This is a genomic window from Maribellus sp. CM-23, from assembly GCF_021354595.1.
In the GTDB taxonomy this organism is placed as follows: Bacteria; Bacteroidota; Bacteroidia; order Bacteroidales; family Prolixibacteraceae; genus Draconibacterium.
Window position 1 is genome coordinate 86,074 of record NZ_JADWYJ010000007.1, and the last position, 26,379, is coordinate 112,452.

15 protein-coding genes are annotated in these 26,379 nt (G+C 42.5%); all 15 read left to right on the forward strand.

Annotated elements, in window-relative coordinates; translation table 11 throughout:
• Nucleotides 1–52: 52 nt before the first annotated feature.
• The 15 genes from INQ51_RS20435 to INQ51_RS20505 all read left to right on the forward strand — a co-directional run bounded on the left by INQ51_RS20435 (nt 53) and on the right by INQ51_RS20505 (nt 26,370).
• Entirely contained in the window at nt 53–2,482 is a 2,430-nt protein-coding gene (locus INQ51_RS20435) for a DUF4982 domain-containing protein (protein WP_233379844.1), read from the forward strand.
• A 27-nt stretch (nt 2,483–2,509) separates the two neighbouring features.
• Nucleotides 2,510–3,940, forward strand: coding sequence for an arylsulfatase (locus tag INQ51_RS20440; protein WP_233379845.1), 1,431 nt, complete (start codon nt 2,510–2,512; stop codon nt 3,938–3,940).
• Between the two features lie 6 nt (nt 3,941–3,946).
• Nucleotides 3,947–5,539 carry a sulfatase gene (locus tag INQ51_RS20445; protein WP_233379846.1) on the forward strand — a complete coding sequence of 531 codons (1,593 nt, stop codon included), beginning with the start codon at nt 3,947–3,949 and terminating at the stop codon, nt 5,537–5,539.
• Nucleotides 5,540–5,688: 149 nt separating this feature from the next.
• Nucleotides 5,689–6,261 (forward strand): RNA polymerase sigma-70 factor, encoded by a 573-nt coding sequence (locus tag INQ51_RS20450; RefSeq protein WP_233379847.1) that lies wholly within the window; start codon nt 5,689–5,691, stop codon nt 6,259–6,261.
• 60 nt (nt 6,262–6,321) lie between these two features.
• Nucleotides 6,322–7,332, forward strand: coding sequence for a FecR family protein (locus tag INQ51_RS20455; RefSeq protein WP_233379848.1), 1,011 nt, complete (start codon nt 6,322–6,324; stop codon nt 7,330–7,332).
• Nucleotides 7,333–7,529: 197 nt separating this feature from the next.
• Complete coding sequence (locus INQ51_RS20460) at nt 7,530–10,874, forward strand: TonB-dependent receptor (RefSeq protein WP_233379849.1); 3,345 nt, start codon at nt 7,530–7,532, stop codon at nt 10,872–10,874.
• Between the two features lie 24 nt (nt 10,875–10,898).
• The gene (locus INQ51_RS20465; RefSeq protein WP_233379850.1) at nt 10,899–12,641 is read left to right on the forward strand and encodes a RagB/SusD family nutrient uptake outer membrane protein; all 1,743 of its coding nucleotides are present in this window, start codon (nt 10,899–10,901) and stop codon (nt 12,639–12,641) included.
• Nucleotides 12,642–12,840: 199 nt separating this feature from the next.
• Entirely contained in the window at nt 12,841–14,139 is a 1,299-nt protein-coding gene (locus INQ51_RS20470; protein ID WP_233379851.1) for a hypothetical protein, read from the forward strand.
• A gap of 95 nt (nt 14,140–14,234) precedes the next feature.
• Nucleotides 14,235–15,614 (forward strand): hypothetical protein, encoded by a 1,380-nt coding sequence (locus INQ51_RS20475; RefSeq protein ID WP_233379852.1) that lies wholly within the window; start codon nt 14,235–14,237, stop codon nt 15,612–15,614.
• Nucleotides 15,615–15,699: 85 nt separating this feature from the next.
• Nucleotides 15,700–17,055, forward strand: coding sequence for a DegT/DnrJ/EryC1/StrS family aminotransferase (locus INQ51_RS20480; protein WP_233379853.1), 1,356 nt, complete (start codon nt 15,700–15,702; stop codon nt 17,053–17,055).
• 10 nt (nt 17,056–17,065) lie between these two features.
• Nucleotides 17,066–19,456: an alpha/beta hydrolase family protein gene (locus INQ51_RS20485; RefSeq protein ID WP_233379854.1), complete on the forward strand. Its 2,391-nt coding sequence runs from the start codon at nt 17,066–17,068 to the stop codon at nt 19,454–19,456.
• A gap of 16 nt (nt 19,457–19,472) precedes the next feature.
• Nucleotides 19,473–20,474: a hypothetical protein gene (locus INQ51_RS20490; protein ID WP_233379855.1), complete on the forward strand. Its 1,002-nt coding sequence runs from the start codon at nt 19,473–19,475 to the stop codon at nt 20,472–20,474.
• Between the two features lie 461 nt (nt 20,475–20,935).
• The gene (locus tag INQ51_RS20495) at nt 20,936–21,556 is read left to right on the forward strand and encodes an RNA polymerase sigma factor (RefSeq protein WP_233379856.1); all 621 of its coding nucleotides are present in this window, start codon (nt 20,936–20,938) and stop codon (nt 21,554–21,556) included.
• A gap of 239 nt (nt 21,557–21,795) precedes the next feature.
• Nucleotides 21,796–22,794 (forward strand): FecR family protein, encoded by a 999-nt coding sequence (locus tag INQ51_RS20500; RefSeq protein WP_233379857.1) that lies wholly within the window; start codon nt 21,796–21,798, stop codon nt 22,792–22,794.
• A 186-nt stretch (nt 22,795–22,980) separates the two neighbouring features.
• Nucleotides 22,981–26,370 carry a TonB-dependent receptor gene (locus tag INQ51_RS20505; protein ID WP_233379858.1) on the forward strand — a complete coding sequence of 1,130 codons (3,390 nt, stop codon included), beginning with the start codon at nt 22,981–22,983 and terminating at the stop codon, nt 26,368–26,370.
• Nucleotides 26,371–26,379 lie beyond the last annotated feature (9 nt).

Sequence of the window (26,379 nt, forward strand, 5' to 3'; positions counted from 1 at the left end):
TGTTGAGACGAAAAAACTAAACTACAATACAACTATTAACGATTCGCGCCGCATGAAACCGATACTTTACTTCCTTTTCATTGCCTGTCTTTTTACGGCCTGCTCTTCCGAACAAACGCCCCGTCACGTATACACCCTTGAAGAAGGATGGAAATTCATCAACCAGGATATTGAAAACGGCCAAAAACCAGGCATAAACACTGATACATGGGAAACGGTAACCATTCCGCACGACTGGGCCATTAAAGGTCCTTTTGACAAGGAGGTTGACAAACAAACCGTACGAATCGAACAAAACCAGGAAAACACCGCCACCGAGAAAACCGGCCGCACCGGAGCTTTACCATACATTGGAGTGGGCTGGTACCGAAACAGCTTTGAAGTACCTGAATTTCAAAAAGGCAAGAAAGTTTTGCTTGTTTTCGATGGAGCTATGAGTGAACCCCAGGTTTTTATCAACGGAGAAAAAGTTGGGGAGTGGAAATATGGATACGCCTATTTTTACTTCGACATTACAAAACTCCTCCTACCCGGCAAAGAAAACCTGTTGGCTGTACGCCTTGAAAACCTGGGAGAATCTTCACGCTGGTACCCGGGTGCCGGTTTGTACCGGAAGGTTCAGCTCGTTGTAAAAGACAATACCAGCTTCAAACAGTGGGGCACTTTTATTACTACGCCCTATGTTTCTGAAGCAAGTGCACAGGTCAATATCAAATCGGAAATTGCCGGCGAAAACATAAAAGTGGTAACCGAAATCAGGGACGAAAAAGGAAACATGGTGGCATCCGGAACTACGGAACAACTTTTTGGCAACAAAGCGGAGCAAAATCTTGCCGTTCCAAACCCCAAACTGTGGGATACTGAAACGCCTCATTTGTACCACGCCTCCATGAAACTTTATTCGGGGAACGAGTTAAAAGATGAGCAAACCATCCGTTTTGGCATACGCGATGTAAAATACGAACGCGGGAAAGGCCTTGTTTTAAACGGCAAGGCAACCAAGTTTAAAGGAGTTTGTCTGCACCACGACCTCGGACCATTGGGGGCAGCGGTAAATGTCGCCGCCCTGAAACGCCAGCTTACCATATTAAAAGACATGGGCTGCAATGCCATTCGTTCCTCGCACAATATGCCGTCGCACGAACAACTGGAGCTTTGCGACGAGATGGGCTTTCTCTTTCTGGCCGAAAGCTTTGACGAATGGAAACGCCCCAAAGTAAAAAACGGCTACAATCGCTTTTTTGATGAATACGCCGAAAAAGACGTCGTCAACCTGGTTCGCGCAACACGTAACCACCCCTGTATTGTAATGTGGAGTGCAGGAAACGAAGTGCCCGATCAATGGGGCAACGAAGGCATAAAACGTGGTAAGTGGTTACAGGACATTTTCCACCGCGAAGACCCAACCCGTCCGGTTACTGTAGGGATGGACCAGGTGGCCAACACACTCAAAAACGGCTTTGGTGCCATTTGGGACATTCCGGGATTAAATTATCGGTTGCCACTTTACAACGAAGCTTACGAACGGTTCCCGCAAGGTTTTATTCTCGGTTCAGAAACAGCCTCCACGGTTAGTTCCAGAGGAGTGTACAAATTCCCGGCAGAACAATTCAAACAAAAAACCTATCCCGACGGGCAATGTTCATCGTACGATCTGGAGGCTTGCTCCTGGTCAAATGTTCCGGACGAAGACTTCTACTGGCAAGACAACTTTGACTGGGTGATCGGCGAATTTGTATGGACCGGTTTCGACTATCTGGGCGAGCCCACACCTTACGATGAATACTGGCCATCCAGAAGTTCATACTTCGGGATCTGTGATCTGGCAGGGCTTCCAAAAGATCGCTACTATTTATATCGTAGCAAATGGAATACCCGGCAAGAAACGCTTCACCTACTCCCCCACTGGAATTGGGAAGGCCGCGAAGGTGAGACAATCCCCGTTTTTGCATACACAAATTACGACAGTGCCGAGTTGTTTGTGAATGGCAAAAGCATGGGCGTTCAAAAGAAAAACAACGACTCTCTTCTGACCCGGAACCGCCTGATGTGGACAAACGTAAAATACGAACCCGGATCTATAAAAGTAGTAGCCTTGGATAATTCCGGGAATCCGGCAGCAGAAAAAGAAATCCGAACAGCCGGAGCACCTCATCACCTGGTGTTGGAAGCGGACCGAAAAGACATTATCCCTGACGGAAAAGACCTGAGTTATGTAACTGTTTCGGTAGTGGACAAAGACGGAAACCTGTGCCCAAATGCAGATAATCAACTCCGGTTTAAGGTGGGAGGTGCCGGAAAATTCAAAGTAGTGTGCAACGGCGATGCCACTTCGCTCGAAATGTTTCATCTTCCTACCATGAAAGCATTCAACGGCCAACTTGTGGTAACGGTTGAATCGCTGAAGGAAGCCGGAGCCATCACATTCGAAGTTACAGGCGAAGGCCTTGAAGCCGGAAAAATTGAATTAGAATCCATATAATTTCAACCATTAATAATCCTGATAAAAATGCAAAAGACGATCCTATTTATTTTCCTCCTTTCAGTTCTGCTAAATTCGTGCAACTCCTCATCGAAACAAGAAGCGGCTGAGACTCAAAAGCCCAATATTGTTTACATTCTGGCCGATGATCTTGGCTGGGGAGATTTGAGTTGTTACGAACAAACACATTTTGCAACGCCAAATATCGACAACCTCGCCCAATCGGGAATGCAGTTTACCCAACACTATGCAGGATGTACGGTTTGTGCGCCTTCACGCTCGTCTTTAATGACAGGGCAAACCACCGGGCACACGTTCATTCGCGGAAATAAAGAGTGGAACCCGGAAGGACAATATCCCCTGGAAGCAGATGCGGTAACAATGGCCGAAGCCTTAAAAAAAGAAGGGTATGCTACCGGCGCATTTGGGAAATGGGGTCTTGGCTATCCCGGCTCAGAAGGAGACCCGAACATGCAGGGTTTTGATGAATTTTTCGGGTACAATTGCCAGAGAATGGGACACAACTATTATCCCTACCACCTGTGGCACAACCAGAAAAAAGTTATGCTCGAAGGAAATGCAGGCCAACAAACCGGCGAATATGCTCCCGAAGTGATTCACAAACAAGCTCTGAAGTTTTTAGAGGACAACAAAAACAAGCCTTTCTTTATGTATTATCCTTCGATTATTCCGCATGCCGAGCTCTTTGCCCCGGAAGAATACATTGCAAAGTTCCGTGGCAAATTTGATCCCGAAAAAGTATACAAAGGCGTTGACGAAGGGGAAAACTTTCGGGAAGGCCCCTACGGATCGCAAGGCGAATCACATGCTGCTTTTGCCGCTATGGTCGATTATCTGGATATGCAGGTAGGTGAAATTGTTGCCAAACTTAAAGACCTGGGCGTTTATGACAATACCCTGATCATATTCACATCCGACAACGGGCCCCACAAAGAAGGAGGCGCCGATCCCGATTATTTTGATTCCAACGGGCCATTTAAAGGTTACAAACGTGATTTGTACGAAGGTGGCATTCGCGTTCCGATGATCGCCGTTTGGGGTAAAAAAAGCAAAGCCGGAAGCAAAAGCGATCACATTTCGGCTTTTTGGGATGTATTTCCAACCGTGGGCGAATTAACCGGTGCCCAGGTTCCTGAAAATACAGATGGGATTTCTTTCTTACCAACGTTGCTTGGAGAACAACAAAAAGAACACGATTACCTGTATTGGGAATTTCATGAAATGGGTGGCCGGAAAGCCATACGAAAAGGCAACTGGAAGCTTGTTCATTACAAGGTGAACAAACCGGAAGAAACCACGACTGAACTCTATAGCCTGGAGGCCGATCCGGGAGAAGAAAACAATGTAGCTACCGATCACCCTGATGTGGTTCAGGAACTGGAAGCGCTTATGGAAAATGCACGAACTCCCTCCGAAACATTTCCTTTTCAAAAATAAGACACAATGATTCATCAAAAAACATATTGCAAAACGGGTGTCTGGGCACTGATCATAGCACTCTCACTGTTTTCCTGCACAACCAAAACACCGGAAAAAGTAAGGCCTAACGTGTTATTCATCCTTGCTGATGATTATGGCTATCACGATTTAAGCATAACAGGAAGTAAGTTTTACGAAACGCCCAACATCGACCGGATAGCGCAGGAAGGCATGATTTTTACCGACGGGTACGCCGCTTGCCAGGTTTGCAGTCCTTCGAGAGCCAGCATCATGACGGGAAAATTTCCTGCCCGCCATGGAATTACCGACTGGATTGGAGCACCAACAGGTGAAAACTGGCGAAAGGCCGGTCGCTTCAACCAGCTTCTTCCTCCTGAATATGTACACGCCCTCCCTCAGGAATATACCACTCTTCCTGAGGCGATGAAAGAAGCCGGATACCTCACTTTCTTTGCCGGGAAATGGCATTTAGGCGACAAAGGCTCGTGGCCGGAAGACCATGGTTTTGACATCAACAAAGGAGGCTGGGACAAAGGAAGCCCCATTGGTGGTTATTTTGCTCCATGGACCAATCCCAACCTTGAAAACGGCCCTGACGGAGAAAACCTGACCATGCGTCTGGCAAAAGAAACCGCGGAATTTATCAAAAGCAACCGGGATACTTCCTTTTTTGCCTTCCTCTCGTTCTATGCCGTTCACGGACCGATTCAAACCACGCAGGAAAAATGGGCAAAATACCGTCAGAAAGCCGAAAACATAGGCATTGCGGAAAGTGGGTTTGAAATGGGGCATTTCCTGCCCATCCGACAGGTTCAGGATAATCCGGTTTATGCCGGTTTGGTTGAATCGATGGACGACGCGGTGGGGTATGTGCTGAATTCGCTGGATGAACTCGGCCTTGCAGAAAATACCATTGTGATTTTTACTTCTGACAACGGAGGCGTGGCAGCCGGCGATGCTTTCGCTACTTCCAACCTTCCGCTTCGTGCAGGTAAAGGCTACCAGTTTGAAGGTGGAATCCGCGAGCCTTATTTCATAAAAGTTCCCGGAATGGGCAACGGTCAAACCTGTAACATTCCGGTTAGCGGAACTGATTTTTATCCGACCCTTCTTGAACTCGCGGGCGCTGATCTAAAACCCGAAGAACATGTTGACGGTGTGAGTTTACTTCCCCTGCTAAAAGGAGAAAATATTGCTGTTCGGCCACTTATCTGGCACTATCCGCATTACGGGAACCAGGGAGGTGAACCGTCATCCATTATTCGCCAGGGTGACTGGAAACTGATCCATTATTACGAAGACGGGCGAGAAGAGCTTTACAACATGAAAGACGACAAGGAAGAAACCACCGATGTTTCCGCTGACCATCCCGACCTGGTTAAACAACTGAGTGAAGATCTTTTTACCCGTTTGGAAGAAATGGGCGCCAGATATCCGTCGCGCGACCCGGAGTGGACTGCAGAGAAGGAAGAAGAACACCTTCGGCAGGTTATCCAAAAGCGATGGCCACAACTCGAAGAACAACGACTGGAATTTTTATCCCCGGATTTCGATCCCAAAAACAACTGGTGGGGAAGCATGATTACAAAAGATTGAGTTTTTTCAGATGTGGAAAGTCTTGTTTACCGAAAGTGTTTTACAACATCGTAGAAATTTATTGTAAAATAGTTTCGATACACTTCTGACAAATTCTTTTCCGAATTAAAACAGTATTTTGGAGCCTGATTTACCAGAAAGACACTTGAATGAAATCTTCGGGTATACATATTTTTCAAGAGATAAAAAAGGGGAATAATGAAGCTTTTAGCCAGTTGTTCGACGAGTTTTATTCCCCTCTTTGTTTCTTTGCCAATAAATACCTGTCAGATCTGGATTTGTCGCGTTCGCTTGTTCAGGAAGTTTTTGTCGATTTGTGGGCCCGGCGCGAGAAACTAAACATTCAGTTTTCTCCAAAATCCTATTTATACCATTCGGTCAAGAACCGTTCTATCGATTACCTTCGGAAAGAAAAGAAAACAGTCCCGGTCAGTGAGTCTGTAGAAACGGTGCAATCTGTTCCGTTTCGTGATTTGATGGAAGAGGCAGACCTCAACAATCGTATAAACCTGGCCATCCAGCAGTTGCCCGAAAAGTGCCGCGAGGTATTTATTCTTTGTCGTTTTGAGGGTTTTAAATATTCAGAAATAGCTAAAAAACTGGAAATATCGGTTAAAACGGTAGAGATGCAAATGGGAATTGCATTAAAAAAATTACGAGAAAGTCTATCTGATTATCAAATTGTTAATCTCATTGTATTTATTCATTCAAAAAAAAGTTAAACGCCTTTACAGGGTAACGTTCATATTTTTCGTCTAAGAGGTGATTAAATCAATAGACGAGTGAACGAACTGCACAATCATACCGATATTCTTATCAGCAAATACCTCTCCGGTAATATTTCTTCAGAAGAAAAAAAAGAGTTGGATTCATGGCTTAATTTTTCTCCTGAAAACAAGCAACTCTACTTAAAAAGCAAAAAAGCCTGGCAACTGAGCCAAAACTACATCTCCATTGAAAAAACAGAGCAGGATAAAACAAACGTACTCCGTGAGGTACAGCAGCAACAAACCATTTCCTTTAAACGCACCCGCAGACAGTTGCTCATCTATAAAATTGCCGCCATGCTCGCTATTCCGCTTACTTTTGCACTTAGCTGGTATTTTCTTCAAAACAGCGGGCAGCCAATACCGGAAGATTTCTTTTGTGAACTTACTGCCCCTAAAGGACATGTAGCCAAATGCATTCTTCCCGATGGCTCAGAAGTATGGATAAATACAGGCTCCACTCTTACTTACAACACCACCTCATTTAATCAGCAATCGCGTGAAGTGCAACTATCAGGCGAGGCCTATTTTGAAGTGGTGAAAAATATGGAAAAGCCTTTTAAAGTGGTAACAGAAGAAGCCAATATCCATGTAACCGGTACATCGTTTAACGTAAAGGCCTATCCAGGAAGTGGTCTTTTCGAAACAGTTTTAGCCGAAGGAGGAGTTGAGATGGAACTCAATAACCAAATCCATGAAAAGGTAAACCTGGTTCCCGGGGAAAAAGCTGTCTTCCGAAAAGAAAAGAGAGAAATTTCCATTGAAAAGGTAGAAGCGGAATTTTATACCTCGTGGCGAAACGGCGAAATATTATTTAAAGATGCTACGCTCAACGATTTGGTGAAAGAACTCGAACGTATCTACGATATTCGTTTTCATCTTAAAGATCCTAAACTGGGCGAATTTCGCTTCAGAGGTATGTTCAGTTACAACAACAACCTGATTGAGGCCCTGGAAAAAGTAAAACGAACGGCCAATATCGATTACTACATTGAAAACAAGGAGGTGTGGCTATTTAAAAGATAGACAATGTAGAGCACCGAAATTAAACCTATAACTTAAACGTAAACAATATGATCCGAAAATTTTTCTCAGGTTAGTTAGATTTAAGAAAGCAAAATGAAGAAAGAAAAGAGGGACATGTTGGTCGCATTCCCTCTTTGCAAAACTTCATCAGCCTGCTCCAGACTAAATCAGTTTATTAATTTAAAACAACCAAATTTATGAAAAAAAAATCAGAAGCATTGGGAGGGTTCTATCCCGGTGCGAAAAAACTTCTGTTAATTATGAGATTAAGTACTTTTCTCGTATTAATATCGGTTCTTGCTTCCACTGCCAGTGTTTATTCGCAGGCAACCAAGCTTACAGTTAAAATGAAAAACTGCAGAATTGCCGATGTGTTTGATGCTATTGAGCAGCAAAGCGATTTCTATTTCTTTTACAGCCGCGACAATTTCGATGACAATCGATTAGTATCAGTCGACATCGAAGGCAAAACCGTAGAAAAAATCCTGGATGAAATTTTCGAAGGGCAGGCTGTAAGCTACGAAATAGTCAATAAAAACATCCTGATAAAAACGACAAATAAGTTTCCTGCAACACCTGACTTGCAACAAAAAACTGTTTCAGGAACGGTTACAGACAAATCTGGCCAGCCTTTACCTGGGGTGACCATTGTTGTTAAAGGTACTACGGACGGAACGATTACCGATGCAGATGGAAAATACTCTCTAACAAACCTTCCGGAAGATGCAATACTCGTATTTTCATTTGTGGGGATGCAAGCACAAGAGGTTGGAGTTGAAAACCAAAGTTTAATAAATATTACCATGGAAGTGGATGCTATTGGTTTGGAGGAAGTTGTTGCCATTGGATATGGAACAATGAAGAAAAGTGATTTGACAGGTTCTGTGGTAAGAGTTGAAATGGAACAGAAAGAAAACCAAGCAAACGTAAACCTTCTTCAAACACTGGCCGGAACCTCAGCAGGGGTGAATATTGAGGGAAGAGGTGGCGCCGGGAGCGAACCCTCCTTTTCCGTAAGAGGACAGACATCATTATCAGCAAGCAACCGCCCTCTCATAGTTATTGACGGGATTATTTATAATGGCTCCATCGCTGATATCAATATCAATGACGTCGAATCAATCGACATCCTCAAGGATGCAAGTGCTGCCTCAGTCTATGGTTCCAGATCGGCCAACGGTGTGATGATTATTACCACTAAAAAAGGAACATCTGAAAGCCCTGTAGTTTCATTCAACATGTATTACGGGTTTCAGGACATGACCAACAACCCTATGCGCGTTATGAATGCGGAAGAATTTGCAGTCAGACTAGTTGACTGGAGTCACCAAAATCTTGTTTATCAATGGTATACAACAAACCCAACAAGTGCAGCAGGAAGGCCTGTACGACCGGACATTACAAATCGCGAACTAGTGGCTACTTATTTAAAAACACAGGAGGAACGAGATAATTATCTTGCTGGAAATGAAATTGATTGGGTTGATGAAGTTTTACATATTGCTCCTATGCAAAACTACAACCTAAGCCTATCGGGAAAAAGCGGAGATAGGGTTAATTACTTTGTATCAGGATCCTATGCCGATGTGGAAGGAATTCAACTAAATGATAAATATAAAAGATTTACCCTACGAAGTAATCTTGTAAGTGAAGTCAATGACTGGCTTTCCCTATCAATTAATACATCCTATTCATATACGGACAACTCCGGACAACCTGCTTCCCTTGGCGATGCAAGAGTAGCAAGTCCTCTTGTAAATAATTTTATCGGAGAATCTTCGTACGACATCTACCTTGGCGGGGAATTATTTCAGCCCTATCCTCTGGTTTATACCTACATAGACAATTCAAATACCAGAAATCAACTGCATCTCATTGGCAACGCCAAAATTAAGATTCCTTGGATCAAAGGATTGACAAATGAGATCAACTATTCTAACAGATACACTCAGACCGATAATAATTCTTATCATAATTACAATACACCTTCGGGAGTTTCAAACAGGGGACTTGCCATAAAACAACCTTCTAAAAGCAGAGACTGGATCCTCAATAATATTGTAACATATTCCAAGACTTTTGGAGACCATCAACTGAATTCAACGTTACTTTTCAGCCGTGAAGGTAGATTAGGAGATGCTTCATCTCTTAATGCTCAGGGATTTGACAACCAGGCCCTGGGATATAACAATATGGGTTTAGGAGAGGTTTCAACCGTTTCTTCTTCGGCATGGGAAGAAAACAGCCTTTCATATATGGCCAGGTTAAATTATAGTTACAAATCCAGATATATGATAACAGGTACTATTCGGAAGGATGGCTTCTCAGGATTTGGAGCAGAAAAAAAATGGGCAACCTTTCCTTCTCTTTCACTTGCTTGGGTATTCTCCGATGAATCATTTTTCAGCGACATGGATTTTTATTCCAAGCTAAGAGTTTCATACGGTAAGAACGGAAACCAGGGAATTGGACGTTACTCCAGCTTATCGAGGATGGGAACCCGATATTATGTTTTTGGCCAGACAACAGCTATCGGCCTTTACCCTTCCACTTTAGGTAACGCTGATTTGGGCTGGGAAACAACTGAATCGTATAACCTTGGAGTAGATTTCGGATTTCTGAACAATAAGCTCACAGGATCTGTTGACGTGTATACTTCTGAAACGAAAGATGTTCTGGTTCAAAGACAGCTCCCTCGAGCTGCAGGATATACTAGTGTTTGGGCCAATATCGGAGGACTAAATAACAAGGGAATTGAATTCGAGGTAAGGTCTGTTAATATTGATAACAACAATTTTAAATGGGAAAGTAGTTTTATATTTTCGCTTAACAGAGACAAGATCACCAAGCTTTACGGAGAAAATGATGATGCGGATATCGGGAATCAATGGTTTGTTGGAGAGCCCATAAGCGCCATTTACGATTATGAAATGGCAGGAGGAGTATGGACTGAAGAAGAATTTTTTGCAGGAGACATCCCTTTAAAAGGTTGGTATCCGGGACAGTTCAGATATGTTGACCAGAATCTCGATAGCCTGATTACTCCTGACTACGACAGAACAATAATTGGCTATACAGCACCTAGCTATAGGTTTAGTATAAATAATACGCTATCGTACAAGAATTTCACTTTAAGCTTCCTCATCAATTCCATTCAGGGAGGCGATAAATACTATTTAGGAGATAATGCTTCGAATATAAGTCCTCGCTTTTATATGCAACATAGGATGAATAATTCAGCTATTAATCCCTATTGGAGACCTGATGCACCAACAACAAACACAACTGGAATTTACAACAATCCTCCTCAGGAAAGCGGAATTTACCAAAGCAGGAGTTTTGTTAGACTCCAGGATGTTACGCTCTCCTATAACCTTGGACGGAGTTTACTGGATATCTTAAAACTCCAGGAATGCCAGTTTTATATATCCAGTAAAAATCCATATGTCTGGACGAAGTGGCAAGGTTGGGATCCTGAAACAGGAACCAGCGATACACCACTTATGAGAAACATTATCGCCGGGATAAGACTTAGTCTATAATTTTTTATCCAAAATCAAGGAATTATGAAATCAAAAAATAATAAAGTGATGAAAGAATATTTTTATTCGTTCAGCAAAAAGTGCATACTGACCGCTGCCATTCTGCTGTCAATGTTACCTTCTTGTAACGAAGATATACTTCAGGAAAAACCACTTGACTTTTTCTCTCCAGACAATGCCTTTCTGACAGAACAGGGAGTAATGCAGGGAATCGTTGCGCTCCACGACCGTGTGCGTATGGCCTATTATTCATTTGGAGAGTTTGGCACGATGAGCTGGAGGGTTCACGGAAGTGATTTGGGCTACATGGGGGAGGCCCCTCAGCACAATACGTATTATATCAATAGCTATAAGGATGTAAACCCGATCAGAAGATATGTTGTAGACACTTGGAATACAGGCTTTCAGATTATCCAATGGGCAAATGTACTTATTGAAAAAATAGAGGAGTTGGATGCAGGGATATTTCAAGATGGAGAAGCAGGAAAAAATCTGTATTTGGGCGAGGCAAAATTCTTCAGGGCTTTCGCTTACCGATACCTTGTTTCAACTTATGGTGATATTCCTCTTTTGAAGGAACCAGTTAAATCGGCCAAAGCTGATTTTGTCAGGGACCCGGTATCTGAAATTCATAAACTGATGGAAGAAGACTTTAAATTTGCATCAGATCATTTGCCCAATCCCGGTGAAGAGGCTGCCCCCGGTAGAATCACAAAAGGACCGGCATTGCATTATCTTGGTGAAACATATCTGGAAAAGGCAGAACCTCAATTAGCTGTTGATGTGCTCACTAAGGCAATTAACAATTTTAATTACGACCTAATGACCGAACGTTTCGGTAATCACTTAGATAAAGACATATTCGGCTCAGGAGATGCTTACTATGATCTTTTTGGATATGAAAATCACAATCTGGCTGAAAACAAAGAAGCCATGTGGGTTATTCAGGTTGAACCGTTCATACAGGGTGGAGGATTTGTTCAGGGCGCTTATATTTTCGGTCCCCGTTATTTTGATATAGGGCTGACTCCTGACGGATACCAGGCTATTCTTGGAACGATATACGATGGCAGGTACACCGGATATTCTGATACACTAAGCAGGGGAACTGCTAATGTCCGTGGCACCAGTCTTGTTTACTATGCAATTTGGAAAGATAATTGGAACAACGACACCCGGAATGCTGAGCACAATCTAAAAAGAAACATCTATTTCGACAACCCTGCCTCAGCGTATCATAAGCAAAAAATAGACTTTAGTCTTTACAATCCGCCACGCCCAAATCCTTTAGAGGACACAACAAAGTGTCTTTACCCAGTACACACAAAATTTCTGGATCCTCTAAATTATTTCGAACAGCCGAATAGAGCTGGAGGAGGAAGAACCCACAAGGATTGGTACGCGCTAAGGTTTGCAGAAACGCTATTGCTTCGAGCAGAAGCATATCTTGGCACCAATCAGCCCGACCTCGCTGCCGCTGATGTAAACAAAGTTAGAGCGAGAGCGAATGCAAACCCCGTATCGCCAGAAGCAATAGATATAGATTACATCCTGGATGAAAGGGCCAGAGAACTTTATGGAGAAGAATGGAGACTCATTATTTTGCGGCGAACAAACAAACTCATAGAAAGAGTAAGAAAGTACAATGACAATCCTGTCATCCCGGGAGCTGATATAGAGCCACATAATGTACTATGGCCTATTCCGCAAAATCAAATCGATCTGAATGTGGATGCTGAATTTCCACAAAACCCCGGTTATGAATAGAACTTAAAATGTAAAAAACAATCGGTCAAACCAAATAAGCTTGGCTCGACTGTTTTAAAAGGGTATCAACTGTTTGGACACATCCTGAATCCGGATAAGTCCAAACAGTTGATTCTAACCCGGAAACGCATGAATAGGTAAAGAAAAACGAATAACAGTTTGCTTTTCTTAACGAAAAGAAAAATTTAAATTATCGGTCATGGATAAATACGACAACTTGTTCTTTAAATTCTCCACTGATTTTCTTTTTCTATTTTTTTTGACGCTCACCGGACTGACTATGATTTTTCCCTTGTCCGGAAGTACACAAACCGCCCCATTAAAACTCTCCACATTCGACATTGACGTCACCCCGCCAGTTGGTCATGACCTGGCCTACGATCCAATGATCCAATCGTGGGACATGGGGTTGCGCGCCAAAGGCGTTGTGTTGTCCGGAGCAGGGCAACCCATTGTATTGGCAGCAATTGACTGGATTGGCATCGATGATGCATGTTACGACGAATTTAAACGCGCCCTTGCCTTGGCTGCTGGCACAGTGCCCGAGCGGGTGGCAGTGCACACCATTCATCAGCACGACGCACCAAGAGGCGATATCCAAGATGATTTTGTTCTTGCAGCAATTCACCGCCTGGAAATGGCTGTGATTCAATCGCTGGAAAACACCCGAACGGTCACACACATCGGGCTGGGCGAAGCAGAAGTATATAAAGTAGCTTCTAACAGGCGTATCTTGGACGTAAAAACCGATACGGTGCGGGCACCCCGCTTCACTACCTGTCGTGATTCCGCTTTACGGGCAGAACCCGAGGGAGTAATCGACCCGATGGTGTCGGCTATAAGTTTCTGGGAAGAAAAAGAGCCGATAGCCATTATGAGCTTTTATGCCACACATCCGCAAAGCTATTACCGCACCGGGATACCCAACCCTGATTTTCCCGGCATTGCCCGGTTTCTTCGTCAGCTTGCTGTACCCGATGCGTTACACATTCATTTTACCGGTGCCGGCGGTAATATTGGTGCGGGTAAATACAATGACGGCGCTAAAGAAAACAGGCTCATTCTGGCTGAACGGTTGGCTGATGGCATAAAACGGGCCTGGGAGTCCACTGAATTGCAGCCGGTTTCAGCAAATGCTATCCACTGGGGAGTAAAGCCCGTTATTTTACCTGCCGATACAACCAAAAATAATATCTATGTGGAACGATACAAATCAGGAAAGGCAAAGATTGATATCCAGTGTCTTTCGCTGAATAACAATGCATCTGTCCTGTTTATGCCGGGAGAGCTGTTTGTGGAATACCAGTTGGCAGCCAAAAAAATGCGGCCAGACCTTTTTGTTACAATGGCCGCTTACGGTGATTACACCCCAGGATATATTCCAACTGCTACCGCTTTTCCGCAACGGGGGTATGAAGTTGTTGTTTCCAAAGTAACACCCGAATCCGAAGACATATTGATGGAGGCAATGCTCCAACTTTTAAACGCCAGGCGCTGAGAAATAAAATCCAAGATTAAAAAAAACAGACAGACCCTATCTGAATTTCAACATGAAATAAACAAATTACTTATCTGCTAACGAATAAATAAATTATGAGATCTATATCTTTATTTGCCCTTTCCATTATAATGTTTGGGGCAGGATGTGTTGATTCAAACAAAAAAGAAACGACCAACTCTACAGTTGCGGGGAAAAAACAATTAACCGCCCAACATTACTACTCAGGATTTCCGCTGGCGCACGACACCTACAACACCATTACTACTGCCAGCGACGGACGGATTTACTACTGCCTCTCCTCCCAGTCTATTGATATCGGTGGACAATACTACGTGTACGATCCCAAAACAGATAAGACAGAACACCTGGGCGACATCACGGAAATATGTGGAGAAGCCGACGCCAAAGCCATTCCACAGGGAAAGTCTCACTCCAATTTTTATGAAAGCCAAGGAAAACTCTATGTATCTACCCATGCCGGTTATTATGAAATGATTGACGGCATGGAGATGATGGTTCAAAACGCGCCCGAAGGTTATAAGTTATATCCCGGGGGGCATATCGTTTCCTATGATTTAGCCACCGGAAAGTTTGAAGACCTGGCTATCCTTCCACACGGGGAAGCCATTGTAACCATGACAATGGACACGCTGCGCCAGCATATTTATTCCATTTCATGGCCTTACGGATACCTGTTCCATTATGATGTAAAAAAGGATGAATTAAAAAACCTCGGAAAAGTATCTGCCAACGGAGAAGCCGGGAAGCCGGGAGAAGACTACCGTGTGCTCTGCCGTTCTATGGTCGTTGACCCACGTGACGGAATCGTTTACTTCTCTACCTCCGAAGGGAACATTTTATCTTACCACCCCGATTGGGATTCCATCAAAAAAGTAGAGGGCGTAGATTTAAAACTCGACTATTTTGGGAAATACGATCCGACCCGTCCCGGCAGCATGCAGTACAACTGGAGGCGTATTGTCTGGTACCCCGAAGAAAACGTCGCTTACGGTGTCCATGGAAATTCAGGGTATTTATTCCGGTTTGACCCAAAAAAATCAACCGTCGAAATCGTGCAACGCATAACTTCCGAACCCTCACAAAAAAGTGGGATGTTTGACTACTTTAGTTACGGCTACCTGGGCTTTGACCTTGGTCCCGACGGGAAAACAATTTATTACCTGACCGGCGGTCCCATATACATCGACGGGAAAAGGGCGAAAGGTGTTGAGGAAATAGCCATGGGCGCGGCACGCGGACTTGAAAACCTTCACCTGATTACCTTCCACATTCCTACCAGCACATACATCGACCACGGCCCCATATTTTATGAAGACGGCAGCAGACCAATCTATGTAAATTCAATTGCTGTCGGAAAAGACGGAACAGTTTATACACTGGCCAGGTTTAAACACGAAGGCAAAGAAATTGAAGATTTTGTGAAAATTCAAAATCCCTTTGGAAACAAATAACCGAACAGCCGCCATCGTAAAAGAATGTTTGTTTGACATTCACATTAACAATGACTAAAGAAATAACTATCTTAAAAATAAACAAATGAAAGCAAAGAATTTCACAAGAAGAAAATTTGTAGGGACTGTCTCTGCAAGTACCCTTGGAGCAGTAGCAATAGGTAGCTTCCCAGCATTCGGAGCAACAAAGACAAGTAATAAACTGGCCATCCTTGGAGGCAACCCGGTGCGCCAAAATAAAAGCTGGCCCGATTGGCCCTATGTGGATAAAAATGTAATGGATTCCATTGAAAAAACAACACAAAGCGGTATTTGGTGCCGCATCCAGGCAAAAGACGGAACGGTACCCACTTTTGAAAAAGAGTATGCCCGGATGATGGGAGTCACCCGCTGTGTAGCAGTAGGCTCAGGGACCCAGGCACTCCACACTGCAGTGGAAGCCCTCGGACTGGGGCCCGGCGACGAGGTAATCACCTCTCCTTATACCGACCCCGGTACCATTGCCGCCATCCTATCGGCCCGGGCTCTGCCCGTACTTGCAGACATCGACCGCTATTCATTCCAGGTAGACCCCGACGATGTGGAACGCAAGATTACTAAAAATACCAAAGCCATCATGCCAGTACACATGATGGGACAACCAGCCGATTTGGACCGCTTCCTGCAAATAGCCCGCAAGTACAACCTCTTTCTCATTGAAGATGCATGCCAGGCACACTTTGCAAAGTTCCGTGGCAAAATGCTCGGTTCTGTTGGCGACATCGGATGCTTCAGCCATCAGTCCTCCAAAGTAATCTCTTGTGGTGAAGGAGGTAGTATCATAAGCAATAATGCAGAGTTAATGGAGCAATGCTACACAGTACAAAACCACGGAACCTCCAAATTTGGCCGCACCGAAACGATCGGGCCAAAATACCGGATGAACGAATTTGAAGGGGCTATTTTATTGGGGCAGCTTCCCACTGCCATGGAACGTCATGCCCTACGTAACAAAAATGCGAAATACCTCACTTCCAAAATCAAAGACATTCCGGGAATCACACCACAAAAGCTCTATGACGGCACCGAAGAAGGCTCTTTCTACCTGTATACCATGAACTACAATAAGGAAGAATACAACGGTATTCCTCGAGAAAAGTACCTGAAAGCATTGGCTGCCGAAGGTGTCGGATTAAGTCCTTATATAAAAAACGGACTGCACAGAGAGCCGTGGGTTGACAATATCATGGGCAGGAAAGAGTACCAGCAAATGTATGGTAAAAGCAGGCTTGAGGAATTTAAACAAGACATGGATTGTCCTGTGTGCGATCTGGTTTGCGACGAAGAGATGATTATGTTATGGGCCTCGGGGCCATTGCTTGGAACAACGGCTGACATGGACGATGTGATCAACGCCCTGGCTAAAGTATATGAAAACCGCGACCAGCTTAAATCCATTTAACTTTTTTACGATGAAAAATGTCCTTCGCATTATCTTTCTGTACTTCGCAGGACTGTCTTTTTCTTTTCTTTCGGATATTACAACAGTGGCTGCCCAAAACGGGCAGCCATCAATATTGTTGTCAACTTTTGATGTAGACGCCACTCCTCCCCTGGGGAGCCAGCTCACTTACGATACCATGATAAATTCGAGCGATCTAAGTCTTCGCGCACGGGGAATAATACTTCAGGGGGCAGGCAAGCCCATTGTATTGTGTGCGATTGACTGGATAGGTATTGCAAATGAGTCGCAGGATGTTTTTAAACAAACATTAGCCGAAGCTGCCGGCACCACACCCGACAGGGTTGCAGTGCACACCATCCATCAGCACGATACCCCGATTTGCGATTTTTCGGCGGAAAAATTACTAAAGGAAAATAATATTCCGGCAGGCTGTTTCGACGGAACTTTTGCAAGGCAGTTGATAGAAAACATTCAGAAATCGATACTTCAGGGAATTGAGAACGCCCAGCCGGTAACAGAAATAGGCACAGGCAAAGCAAATGTGTATAAAGTAGCATCAAACCGGAGGGTCAATAAGAAAGACGGAAAAATAGTTTCGATGCGGGGGTCTTCCTGTAAAGATTCCCTTCTGCGTGCTATGCCCGAAGGTGTAATTGATCCGGAAATATCATTAATCAGTTTCTGGAATAAAGGCAAACCTCTGGCAATACTCAGCTTTTATGCCACCCATCCACAGAGTTATTACCTAACCAAAATTGCAAATCCTGATTTTCCCGGGATCTCACGTTTTTTCCGCCAATTAGCTGTACCAGATGCGTTACACATTCATTTTAATGGGGCAGGGGGAAATATTGCTGCGGGAAAATACAATGATGGGAGCCATGAAACCAGGTTACTTCTGGCTCAAAGAATGGCTGACGGCATGGAACGTGCCTGGAAAAATACTGAAAAATATACCATTGATGCAGCCCATGTAAAATGGGAAACAGAACCTCTGTTCCTCCCCTTGAACCCCAAAGTGGAAGAGATAGAAAACAAGATGCACGAAATGAGCCCGCGCGTTCTGGCCAACAACATGGGCCGGTTAGGCTGGTACAAAAGAAGGATGGGAGGCAAATGTATTGAAACGGCCTGTTTGGCAATAAATAATGCCAGAATGTTATTTATGCCGGGAGAACTGTTCGTGGAATACCAGTTGGCCGCAAAAGATATGGCGCCGAATAACTTTGTGGCAATGGCTGCTTACGGAGATTACGGACCATTTTATATTGGAACCCGGCAAGCCTATGCTGAAGGAGGCTATGAAATAGAATCAAGTCCTGTCACAGAAGATTCAGAGGAAATTATTATGGATAATATGAGGAATCTTCTGGCAAATACTCAAAACAATAATTGCAACACACTGCTAACTTATCGCGAGCAAAATGGGAATTGTAAAAAAATAACAACCGAAAAAGAGTGGCAGAAAAACAGAAAAAGAATATTGGAAAATTTCCAGGAAGCAGCAGGGAAGCTTCCGGCAAATAAAATTCATGATATTGACCTTCAATATACGGATTCTTTACGGCAGAATAATTACATACGCTATTCCATAAATTTCCTGGCAGCACCTTCAGAAAGAGTTTACGCGTATTTATATAAACCACGAATCACCAAGGGAGAATCGCCTGCTATATTGGCTTTGCACAGCACTGGTGCAGGAGGAAAGCGCATTATCGACGACGACACACCGAAGAAAGACAGGGGCTACGCAAAGGAACTGGCAGAAAAAGGGTATGTTGTTATTGCCCCTGACTATCCGGGATTTGGGGAACTTCTCGATTATAATTTTGAAAATGACCGCTACACGTCAGGGACAATGAAAGGTATTAACAACCATATTTCCTGCGTTGACTTACTGCAAACCCTTGATTACGTGAACAAAGATAAAATTGGAGTCATTGGGCATTCCCTGGGAGGCCATAATGCGATTTTTGTTGCAGCATTTGATCCGCGTATAAAAGTAACAGTAACAAGCTGCGGATGGACATTGATGGGCTACTATAATGCAGGAGAAAAGGTAGCAAAGTTGTATGGCGGGCGTTTGGGTCCCTGGGCACAGGATAAATACATGCCGTTTATTAAGACAAAATATAATCTGGACTCACAACAGATTCCTTTTGATTTTGATGAAATAATTGCGGCTATTGCCCCGCGTGCGTTTCTATCTGTTTCCCCGGTCAATGATCTCAATTTTTCGGTAGAAGGCGTCAGGCAGGGAGAAGCAAACATTCAAAAAGTATATGAGTTTTTGAATGCATCGGACAAAATGAAGGTGCTTTACCCAGGATGCGAACACGATTTTCCTAAAGATATGCGACAGGAGTCCTATAACTTTATCGATAAAATTCTTAAGTAACAGAATTGTCGCAGATATGAAAAACTACATTATACTTTCTGTTTCCTTACTATTTATCCAGAAGATAATGTTTGCACAAGTTCCTTCGGCTCAATGGGTGCTGGAGCAAAAAAACGCCGCGTGGGCGCCGAGAGATTCTCAGGGCGAGGTTGTATACAACGGTTACATGTGGATATTTGGTGGATGGCACGATTCATACTCTTCTCCTCCCAAGGATGTATGGAAATCAAAAGATGGAAAAAACTGGGAACTGGTTTTAGAACAGGCCCCCTGGGAACACAGTGATTTGCCCATGTCTTTGGTTTTTAAGAACAAAATGTGGATGATGGGAGGTTGGTATAATGGCCGGTTGGAAGAGAGATCTGCCAGCAATAGGGTTTGGTCTTCAGAAAATGGAAAAGACTGGAGTCTGATCACTGAAAAGGCCGGGTGGTCTGCCAGATGTGCAGCTGCAACAGTATCTTTCAAAGAAAAAATGTGGATACTGGGAGGCACCTCTGCCTACTATTACGGAGGAAAAGACAGCCTGCTAAACGATGTCTGGTATTCTGAAGACGGAAAAAACTGGACATTAGTAACAGCCAATGCAGCCTGGTCTCCCAGGGCCTTCCACCAGGCAGTTGTTTTTAACGATCGAATTTATGTGATGGGCGGAGGAAATTACGACCCGGAATATTTTGCGTTCAATGATGTTTGGAGCAGTTCGGATGGTATCCACTGGAGAGAAGAAGTGAGTAATGCAAGCTGGCATGAACGAATTTGGTTCTGCTCCGCAGTTTTCAAGGATTATATCTGGGTGATCGGCGGATGGTCTGGCAATCCTTATAAAAACTGGGGAGACATCTGGTACTCCCAAAATGGCAAAGAATGGAGAGAGTTAAAAACCGATGACCCCACTTGGAAAGAGAGACATGAGCATTCTGCCTTCGTGTTTCAGGACAAATTATGGATTGCAGGAGGCATGACCCCTCCCCTTGTCAATGATGTTTGGTCATTGGTACTTTCTCAAAACTGGTAATAATCAAGAAGATTCCTTGGGAATCTAATGAAAATCCCAATATCTCGTCAAACAATTCTGAATGTTTTTAACTTTCTGTCTTTCCAATGTAAGATAGCTCTCCCAAAAAATGTCGATTATCACGAAGAGTAAAATCAATATCTGACGACAGATGGCTTCCTATTTTTATCCTGACTCTTGGGATTTTGCTTGGGAATTCTTTACAAATGCAACATTGCTTTTTGCGCGACTGGTGCCATTTATCATCTGAAAAACACTTGAAAGTATTAACATATGAGAAATAGTTTCCCATAAGGTAAGCACCAAATAAAGACGTACTGCAAACTCCCGTACTAATGAACAGGAAGTAGATGCAGCCTATCTGTTTACTCTGTGTTTTGCAACATCCGAATGGGATTTGAATACGATTTTACTATTTTCGTATCTAACGTGATTTTTATAAACGAGAAATCACTTCCGTGATGGTTGATTCTAATAATGACTCAGAAATAGCGCTTATTAAAGGATTGAATGAAGGAAAACATTCAAGTTTTAAAGGACTATATGTTAAATATAGCCCCCAGCTGTATTGCTTTTCATACCACCTTTTAAAATCGAAAGATGCGGCAGAAGATATTGTTCAGGAAACCTTTATTAAAATTTGGGATAGAAGATCTGCTATAAAAACTACAGGCTCATTCAAATCTTTGCTTAAAACCATTGCTTTTAATTTGATTCGTCGTTCCTATAATAATTTGTCGAGAGAAAAAGATTTAAAAGACGAATTACTGGTTCAGTTAGTCTGGGATTCAGAAAAATTTTCGCTTAACGACTCTTATGAAGACCTGCTTAAAAAGCTGGAAGAATTGATTGAGAAAATGCCCGAGGAAAGGAAACTGGTATTTCGCAGGAAAAAGCTCGAAGGAGAAAAAGCCAAAGACATTGCCCGGGAATTAAATATTTCAGTTAAAATGGTAGAATATCATATCACTAAGGCGATGAAATATTTAAGGGAGGAATTTAAATCATTGGGAATATCCAGCATAGTACTGCATTTCATATTATCAAACATGGACAAAAGACGCGGCCTCCTGGACCACTAAATATCAACCACTTAGACAATCCTCATTCTAGTATTACAAAAAAAATCAAAAAAAACCTTAGGGATTTTCTGCATTTTTTGATGTAGTAATTAGAAGCACGAATTGAATCTGTATTTCATGTGTTCAAAATTGTTTGCTTTTAAAAGTTCGTCAGCTGACGAATGGAATTTGTATAGATTAGTTTAGTTAGAAAGAAAAGAGGGGGATATAAGTATTCTTCTTCTTTTAATCCAGATAAAATGGTTGAATCGAATAAAAATAAAGTACTAAAAAGATACCTAAAGGGGAACTATTCTGTAAACGACCATTTACAGATGAAGCAGTGGTTGAGGGACAATTCGGAATACAAAGAAATCGAACCCTTATTGGACGATTCCTGGGAGGCTTATGGTGAACAAAGATCAGAACAGCCTGAACAACATGTTTTTGAAAAAATCATCAGCCAAATATGGCTTCAGGAAGAGGATCGGAAAACCCGGAATAACCTACGAAATATATTTATCCGGGTTGCTGCTGCTCTTGTTATCGGGTTGGTTGCAGGATATTTTGTTTCGAATTTAAGACAAGCCCCCTATGCGCCTGCGTACTTTACAGCGCATGCTCCCAAAGGTTCCATTTCAGAAACGCTACTGCCTGATGGCAGCTTGGTTGTTTTGAATGCAGGCTCCACGCTGGAGTACGCATTGGGAAACAACAACCAGGTAAACGAAGTTCGTTTAAACGGGGAGGCATGGTTCGATATTCATCCTAATCCGGAGCGGAAATTTGTTGTAAAAACATCGCATTACAATGTAAATGTTACAGGAACACAATTTAATGTAAAAGCTTACGAAGAAGACGACATAATTACAACCACATTGGAAAAAGGAAGTGTAGCCATTGAGTCGGGCGAAAAAATAGCACTTGCTTATTCCCCCGAATTAAAACCTGGCGAACAATTTTCATTAAATAAAGAAACCCAGAAAGCTATTTTGAGCAAGGTAAATACAAAAATATACACTGCTTGGAAAGACAATAAGCTGGTTTTCATAAATATGGATTTAGATGAGCTCTTTGTACTTCTTGAACGTAAATTTGGGGTAGATATTGAGATCTCAAATCCTCAGATTCTCGACCTGCATTATACTGGCACAATCAAAAACGAAACCATCCTGGAAGTACTCGATTTGATTTCGCACACACTTCCACTTAACTATGAAATTATCGGACAGAAAATAATAATAACAAAAATCAAATAAAGTGCCTATGATAAAAACCTAACTGGCCAATGAAAAAAGCCGGCGATGCTCCAACATCAACCGGCATTTGAGTTTAATAACGGTGCTCCAACACCATAATTAATTACTAAAACAATCAAATTTATGAAATTTTTTATGAATCGGCCTATTACTCATTTTAGGGCCGTCCGAAAACTTATGATTATTATGAAACTAACCTGGATATTACTACTTGCAGGAATGCTTCAGGTTTCTGCCTCAGTATATTCTCAGTCAGTCAAATTTTCATTTAATCTGAAAAACCAAAAGGTTATCGATGTTTTGAATGAAATTGAGACCAACAGTGAATTTCGTTTCTTCTACCAGAACGAGCAAATTGAATTGAATCGTCGGGTAACCGTCCAAACCCAAAATGCAACCGTAGAAGAAATCTTGACAGACATCTTTAAAGGAACAGATATTTCCTATTCTTTAAAAGAGGAAAAATTGGTTCTGTTAATGAAAGGAAATAGTCTTAATTCGAATGGAACAGATAGCCAGCAGGGTAAAAAAATCTCAGGGAAAGTTACCGACAAATCCGGTCACCCTTTGCCTGGCGTGACCGTTGTGATTAAAGGTAGCACACAGGGCACGGTGACCGATGCAGATGGTAAATACTCTTTGAACACACCCCAAAAGGATGCCACATTAGTGTTTTCATTTGTAGGAATGAGACAACAGGAAATCCCAATTGGAAGCCAAGTAAACATTGATGTGCGAATGGAAGAAGAGACGATTGGGATTGAGGAAGTTGTTACAATTGCATACAGTTCCATGAAAAAGACATCATTAACATCTTCGGTCTCCTCATTTAAAGGAGAAGAACTAACCAAGGTTCCGATCACTGATCTTAGTGCCGGTTTAGGAGGAAGAGTATCCGGGTTAATCACGCGTCAAAACTCTGGTGCTCCTGGCGATGATAAAGCAAAAATATTTGTCAGAGGGATCAGCACAACTGGAAATGCTGCTCCCCTGCTTATTGTTGATGGTGTGCCGCGTGATTTTTCAACACTTGATCCCAATAGCATTGAAAGCATTACAGTTCTAAAAGACGGAGCAGCCGTTGCTCCTTATGGTATAGGAGGCGCAAACGGGGTTGTTTTGGTTACAACCAAAAAAGGAAAAAAGGGGAAACCTACAATTACATACGATGGCTACTATGGTATTCAAAATTACACCGCCCTTCCCGAGTATGTAAATTCATATGAGTATGCTTTACTTAAAAACGCAGCGAATCAAAATGTTGGTCTTCCTCCGCTCTATAATGATGAAGCCTTACTGGCATTTCAAGATGGCTCTGATCCGGACCGGTATTCTCCGATGACTGAAAAACCTATTGATTATATCATTTCTCCCAATGCTCCCATTACCAATCATAGCCTAAGTATTTCAGGAGGAAATGACCAGTTAAATTACTTCGCCAATATTGGTTACCAAGACCAAAAGGGAATGTGGAGTACTGCAAGTTCAAAGAAATACAATTTTACGTCGAATGTTGATGCTGAAATTACCAATACGACATCTGTTTCCTTGAACCTGACAGGATCGTTAAAAAAGAGACTAGAACCCTCAACCGACAATGAAGCCTTTTATAAGTTTAGGATTTTTGAGCTAATTGGATACATGTGGCCAGATATTCCTACAATATTTAGTAACGGGATGGTCGGACATTATGCCTATAGGTCTACCTTTGACAGCGGGCAAGTAAGCGAAGAAGATAACCTTGTCTTTTCTACATTTTCAATAAAACAAGACCTCCCATTTATCAAAGGCTTGAGTTTAAAAGCAAGTATTGCCTATGACGCAAGTTTTTGGACGAACAAACGGTTCCAAATTCCCATTAAAATTGCGTCTTTAATTTCCCAACCGGGCGAACCCAATGTCATTAAAGAGAGCCCCTTTGGCATAACAAAACCCAAGCTAATAGAAAGCTATGGAAAGGCTAGCCAATTGACATATCAGATTGGCGCTGATTATTCAAGATCATTCAATGAACATAACTTTAGTGCACTCGTTTTGCTCGAATCAAGAGAAAATGAAAGTTCAAGAATCAGAACAAGTGTACAGAATTACTCACTGTATATTGATGAAATAGACATGGGTAGTTCAAATAAATCAGATTGGGGAATTGGAGGAAGATCGAACCATGCCAAACAAATGGGTTTGGTTTATAGATTGACTTATGATTATAAATCAAAATATCTAATTGAAACTAGCGGAAGGTATGATGGCAGTTACTATTTCGCTCCTGAAAGACGATGGGGATTTTTTCCTTCAGTTGCCTTGGGCTGGAGAATTTCAGAAGAAGGATTCATAAAAGACAATGTGGAATGGATTGATAACCTGAAAGTCAGAGGATCATATGGGGAAGTTGGTGCTTTAGCAGGAGCGCCTTTCCAATATATCTCCATGTACGGTATTGGAGGAGGATATAATTTTGATGACCAAGGGGTTGTTGGATTAAGAGAAACCTCCCCTGCCAATGAAAACATTACCTGGGAAAGAGCAAAAAAGACAGATGTTGGCTTCGAACTTTCAATACTTAACAGTTTATTCCGGATAGAAGCTGATTTTTTTCATGAAAAAAGGTCTAACATGCTGGTATCACCCAACATTACAGTCCCAAGCGAATATGGAATTGGCTTAAATCAAATCAATGCAGGTGTAATGCAGAATCAAGGTTTCGATCTGACTTTAGGAACCTATAAGAAAGTCAACAACGATCTATCAGTCTCAATTTCAGGAAACTTGACTTTTGCTAAAAATAAATTAATTGAAATATTTGAAACGGATCAAACCTATAACAATCCCAATAGAAGAAGAACCGGGAGGCCTTTAGGAGCAATCTTTGGTTTAGAAGCAATTGGATATTTTCAGGAGTCTGATTTTGATAGCGAAGGAAATCTAAAACCCGGCATTCCAACACAGCCATGGGGAAAGGTCCATCCCGGCGATATTCGGTATGCAGACCTGTCTGGACCAGACGGCGTTCCTGATGGCAAAATCGATGAAAGTGATGACCAAACTTATATGGGTTATATGGCCCAAAATCCGCAATTAGTATATGGATTGTCACCGTCTATAACCTATAAGAATTTCTCCTTGGATATTTTCGTACAAGGCGCAGGCAAAGCAGACTACTATGGCTATGGATTATACTCATGGGCATTTCACAATGGAATGAGTGCCCATAAAGAGCATATGGACTATTGGACACCGAATAACCCAAATGCGAAATATCCGCGAATAACACCTTCGCCCACAACCAATAATACCATTAATTCATCAAAATGGGTGTACGACGTAAGTTATGTTCGATTAAAGAACATCCATGTATCCTATACATTGCCTGCTAAATTTTTGCAAAAAATTAAAATCTCAAAAGGAGAAATCTACCTTTCAGGACAAAACCTATTAACTTTTACTAAAAACAAAAACTTTGACCCAGAGGTGCTTGACAAAAATTTCATTGGACATTTTGGCTTTGCTTCGCCCAACCAGGGTTGGCAGTATCCTCTGCAGAAAGTAGTTTCATTGGGACTAAAAATTACGATATAAAACTATTGT

Bases quoted from the DNA above. Each gene is read 5' to 3' on its own strand.
- INQ51_RS20485 (WP_233379854.1), top strand. From the start codon at position 17,066: ATGAAAAATGTCCTTCGCATTATCTTTCTGTACTTCGCAGGACTGTCT.
- INQ51_RS20490 (WP_233379855.1), top strand. From the start codon at position 19,473: ATGAAAAACTACATTATACTTTCTGTTTCCTTACTATTTATCCAGAAG.
- INQ51_RS20440 (WP_233379845.1), top strand. From the start codon at position 2,510: ATGCAAAAGACGATCCTATTTATTTTCCTCCTTTCAGTTCTGCTAAAT.
- INQ51_RS20470 (WP_233379851.1), top strand. From the start codon at position 12,841: ATGGATAAATACGACAACTTGTTCTTTAAATTCTCCACTGATTTTCTT.
- INQ51_RS20460 (WP_233379849.1), top strand. From the start codon at position 7,530: ATGAAAAAAAAATCAGAAGCATTGGGAGGGTTCTATCCCGGTGCGAAA.
- INQ51_RS20475 (WP_233379852.1), top strand. From the start codon at position 14,235: ATGAGATCTATATCTTTATTTGCCCTTTCCATTATAATGTTTGGGGCA.
- INQ51_RS20480 (WP_233379853.1), top strand. From the start codon at position 15,700: ATGAAAGCAAAGAATTTCACAAGAAGAAAATTTGTAGGGACTGTCTCT.
- INQ51_RS20445 (WP_233379846.1), top strand. From the start codon at position 3,947: ATGATTCATCAAAAAACATATTGCAAAACGGGTGTCTGGGCACTGATC.
- INQ51_RS20495 (WP_233379856.1), top strand. From the start codon at position 20,936: ATGGTTGATTCTAATAATGACTCAGAAATAGCGCTTATTAAAGGATTG.
- INQ51_RS20465 (WP_233379850.1), top strand. From the start codon at position 10,899: ATGAAATCAAAAAATAATAAAGTGATGAAAGAATATTTTTATTCGTTC.
- INQ51_RS20500 (WP_233379857.1), top strand. From the start codon at position 21,796: ATGGTTGAATCGAATAAAAATAAAGTACTAAAAAGATACCTAAAGGGG.
- INQ51_RS20450 (WP_233379847.1), top strand. From the start codon at position 5,689: ATGAAATCTTCGGGTATACATATTTTTCAAGAGATAAAAAAGGGGAAT.
- INQ51_RS20505 (WP_233379858.1), top strand. From the start codon at position 22,981: ATGAAACTAACCTGGATATTACTACTTGCAGGAATGCTTCAGGTTTCT.
- INQ51_RS20435 (WP_233379844.1), top strand. From the start codon at position 53: ATGAAACCGATACTTTACTTCCTTTTCATTGCCTGTCTTTTTACGGCC.